At 34.6% G+C, this 4,037-nt stretch carries 3 protein-coding genes and 2 pseudogenes; 4 read left to right on the top strand and 1 reads right to left on the bottom strand.

Features of this window, described 5'->3' with window-relative positions; all coding sequences use genetic code 11:
• Nucleotides 1–100: 100 nt before the first annotated feature.
• Together F927_RS01190 and F927_RS01185 are read left to right on the top strand one after the other, a co-directional pair.
• Nucleotides 101–520: pseudogene (locus F927_RS01190) on the top strand (hypothetical protein); the annotation flags it as partial.
• Nucleotides 510–2,438, top strand: a complete 1,929-nt coding sequence (locus F927_RS01185; RefSeq protein ID WP_005080759.1) for a hypothetical protein — start codon at nt 510–512, stop codon at nt 2,436–2,438. The pseudogene F927_RS01190 and the gene F927_RS01185, both read left to right, overlap by 11 nt.
• Here F927_RS01185 and F927_RS01180 read toward each other — a convergent pair.
• The gene (locus F927_RS01180; RefSeq protein WP_020846310.1) at nt 2,406–3,338 is read right to left on the bottom strand and encodes an IS5-like element IS17 family transposase; all 933 of its coding nucleotides are present in this window, start codon (nt 3,336–3,338) and stop codon (nt 2,406–2,408) included. The genes F927_RS01185 and F927_RS01180 overlap by 33 nt on opposite strands.
• Nucleotides 3,339–3,393: 55 nt before the next feature.
• Between F927_RS01180 and F927_RS01175 the strand changes: the two are divergent.
• Together F927_RS01175 and F927_RS17395 are read left to right on the top strand one after the other, a co-directional pair.
• A pseudogene (locus F927_RS01175) lies at nt 3,394–3,876 on the top strand (hypothetical protein); the annotation flags it as partial.
• Between the two features lies 1 nt (nt 3,877).
• Nucleotides 3,878–4,000: a hypothetical protein gene (locus F927_RS17395; protein WP_005080754.1), complete on the top strand. Its 123-nt coding sequence runs from the start codon at nt 3,878–3,880 to the stop codon at nt 3,998–4,000.
• Nucleotides 4,001–4,037 lie beyond the last annotated feature (37 nt).

Below are 4,037 nucleotides of genomic sequence, written 5' to 3'. Positions count from 1 at the left end.
CAGGTTTACGGAATTAGGTCGACCACTTACCCAAGTTACGCCTTAAATTTGGCTCAATTAGGGGCGCTTTGCATTTCAAATCTTTGTGCAACAAAACCCCCCAGAATTAGCACAAATTAGAGCACAGGCACTTGGCAAAAATTCTTTATACAGACAAATGATCGCTATGCTCCTCACAGGAAGACTAGTTTATAAGAAAAATTGGAAGCAAAAAAAGGTTTTAGGTAATGTTGGTAGTACAATTCATTACGATATTGGTGGGTGCTCTTATGTAGAAAAGTGTTTATTCCAGCCTGTTCGGAACTGTTACGGTTGTATGTATTTTCATCCCTTTATCGATGCTAATCACACCAAAGTTTTAGAGGATATTCAAAACGAAATTAATGATTTAATTAAGCTGTCTGATGGTATAGGTGTATCTAGGAATCCATTGATTAGGGTTCATGAATCAACTAAATTTGAAATTGAATCCGTAATTGCTCGTTGTGCAATACACAAGGGTAACATTTATGAATCTTGAAAAATATAAAACTTTTATAGAAGAACAGAAACTTTTTTTTGAGGAAAATATCAGATCTGGGTTTAAATGGTTATGGAGTGATCCTGAATGGGCTGGAGGTACTGTTGGTTCAGGATGGTTACTTTCACGTAGTGGAAGAACACACTTTTCATTTCAAACAGCGAAAAGAATGAAAGGCATTGAAGACCTTTCAATAGATATAACATACCAAGAGTTCATTAAAGCCATAATGGTTCTCAGTTATAGAAAAGCTAATTCAAAAACTTCACCACAAAAATTATATGCCGAAGTTCTGGTGCTCAAGCGCTGGTATAGTGAACTATGTAAAACTAATCCAGTGAACACTCACCCCTGCTTCTTATCTACATTAATTTTAGACAACTCATTCAAAATACTAGCTGAAAACTCGAGCAAAACAAACCTTCCTGATCATGCGGGTACGTATCTTAGATTACAAGAAATGCTAAATCACTATGCTTTTACCGAAAAAACATTGGAATTTTCTCAAAAATATCTATATATAAATGCAAGAAATAGAACACCAAATGCAAAGAAAACAAAAGCATTCATAGACCAGTTGGAATTAGATGAGGATGATATTGATAAGGAAAAACTCATTTCTATTCGTACATTTATCAATATTGCCTCACTAATAAATTTATGCGAAAGAAATAGCGAGAAAATACTTCTTAACTTTTTATTATTACTTATAGTTACGGGTATGAGATCAACAGAAGTACTTCTTTTAAAAACAGATGCATTGATTAAACAGCCTCTACTAGATCCAATAACTAAAGAACAATTAACTTTAGATGGTATCAAGCAATATACATTAGGGATTCAATATCATGGAGCAAAAGGTGCTGGATTTAGAATACATTGGGTTGAGCCACTAGCTGTAAACCTTGTTGAAACAATTTTTCAATCAGTGATAGAACTAACAAAAGAGTCTAGAGAGCATCTTCAATATATTAGATCAAAAAATTGCTCTGATTTTTTACCCAAAGTAATTGATGAGATTAGAGAAGATTTTATTGAGTTAGACGATTTTGTCGGTTCAATTTTTAATATTGGAATTCATAAAAAGACCAGAAGCTACATTACTACGGCTGCTAAGAATATTCCAATTTTTAAAGAAGTTTATATCAAAAAAAACAACAAAACTGATAAGTATTATTTAAAGAAAGACATAAATGAATTTATAAAAAATATAGCAAATTATGATTCTGAGTTTCCAATAGATCATGTATTTAACTATGAAGGAAGAATAGAAAAAATTGCTTTTGAAGATTTACTTTTTATTCATGAATTTAAATCAACTTCATTAAAAAGATTTTTTAGCTTTAAAGCTAATGTAATTCCTTTTCAAATCACAAATATAAATAGTTTTTTAGGCGGTAGTGCAAACCTGTCAATATTTCAGAAGTATAATTTACTAGAAAATGATAAAGCATATTCTAGGTTAGGTTCTCATATTCCTCGGCATAATATTAATACTTTTTTGGCCCTCAGTGGTTTGTCTGAACATTTGCAAGCCATGCTTATGGGACGTGTTGATATAAAGCAAAATCAATATTATCATCATCTAGCTTTAAAGCAACGTAAAATAGCAACAAGTGTTTTAGAAAAATATCAACTAGAAAGTTATAGAAAAAATACACAAGAAGTCAAAATAGAACCTCCAGTCGATACCATTAAAAAAGATGGGTTAATGTTTTTTTCAGAGAAATTAGACCTGGAAAACAATATCAAAATGAATTTACAGTCTTTTGATTCAAAGAATGAAGTTGCTAATTACATTAAAAAATCATTCTTTGATGAATACTTTGAAGAGGTTTTGTTGCACAAAGATTTGAAATGCAAAGCGCCCCTAATTGAGCCAAATTTAAGGCGTAACTTGGGTAAGTGGTCGACCTAATTCCGTAAACCTGTTGAGGACTGCTACACGTGCATGAATTTCATTCACCTGACTAGGAAAGCTTCTTGCCATTAATTTATCGCCTAATAATTTAATGCAATGCATCTTGGTTTCCACCAAACTTCGTCGATGATAGCCTGACCATTTTTTCCATAGTCTCCTGCCTAAACGTTTAACTGTTCGAAGTAATTCATTTCGTTCTAGCGAGCTGATCTTTGTATCTTTCCATGGTTTCGCATTTTTTCTAGGTGGAATCACCGCATGCGCTTGCCGATCTGCAATGACCTGACGGCATTGCTTGGTGTCATAAGCTCCATCGGTATAAACAGAGTCAATCTGCTCATCTTGTGGAATCTGATCGAGTAAATCACCAAGCACTTGTGAATCACTGACATTATTTGTAGTGAGTTGAATAGCGCGTATTTGAAGGGTTTCAGCATCTATACCAATATGTAGTTTACGCCATTGGCGACGATATTCAGGTCCATGTTTCTTGCGTTTCCATTCGCCCTCACCTAGAAACTTCATGCCTGTAGAGTCTATGAGTAGATGCAGCCCATCGCTACTTTTTTGGTAGCTGATTGCAATATCAATATGCTTTTGTCTTCTACAAAGCGTACTGTAATCTGGTGCGGTCCAATTTAATCCACAAAGTTTAATCAGACTTTGCACAAAGCCAGTGACCATACGTAAAGATAGACGGAATAAGGATTTAATCATTAAGCAGCATTGGATAGCTGCGTCGGAGTAGGTTTGATTTCGCCCTTGTTTGCCTTTTGATGGAGCATACCATTGCGTAGCAGGATCAAACCAAATGGCAATATTTCCGCGACTCATGAGTGCTCGGTTATATGCGGGCCAATTGGTTGTGCGGTAGATTTTGTGTGTAGGCTTCTTCATTTGAAAATTATATCGCTGAAAAAGCTTTTACAGATAGGTTTGTGCAACAAAGCCCTTTGAAGACATCACTCAATCGTTCAATGAATTAACTAAGACTAATGAAAAAGATGCAGATGAGTTAGTCCAGCGTCATGGAAATTTACATCCCTTACCTTTTGGCGGCTGTATGCGAGAAATAGCAGTCCATGATTGCCCTAAACGTCTATCCTGCCAATCAGGTGATCAATGTGGAAACTTTGCATTGACTGGTCGTAAAGGAGAATTACAAGCCTTGCAGCATACGTTAGATAAATTACTTGGCGAATTTTCACATATAGAGAAAATAGTAGTTCTTGATCTATCTTATAGCGAAATGCTTGAGGATTTACATCAAAAAATAATTTTTTTAAGTGACTTAAAGACAAAAGCACTTGATAGACAGATTAGTTTAACTCCTATTCCTATTTTTCCATATGGTGATACGATCACTAAATTACCAACAACCTTAAGTGAACTATTCGCTATAGAACAGCAAAAAATTGAAACTAAGGAAGCTTGATATGTTACGTGGTAAACAATTGGATGAAGTTATCGAACAAGAATTACAAATGATGTTGGTTGAAGGTTTGAACCGTACCGGGTTTGTCGGAGACTTTTTATTTAAGTTAGGCCACCTGACCTAACGGATTAATTTTATCATAGTACATTGCTTCAAAATCA

Source organism: Acinetobacter haemolyticus CIP 64.3 = MTCC 9819, from assembly GCF_000369065.1.
Classification (GTDB): Bacteria; Pseudomonadota; Gammaproteobacteria; order Pseudomonadales; family Moraxellaceae; genus Acinetobacter; species Acinetobacter haemolyticus.
This window is presented reverse-complemented; position numbering and strand designations above follow the sequence as displayed.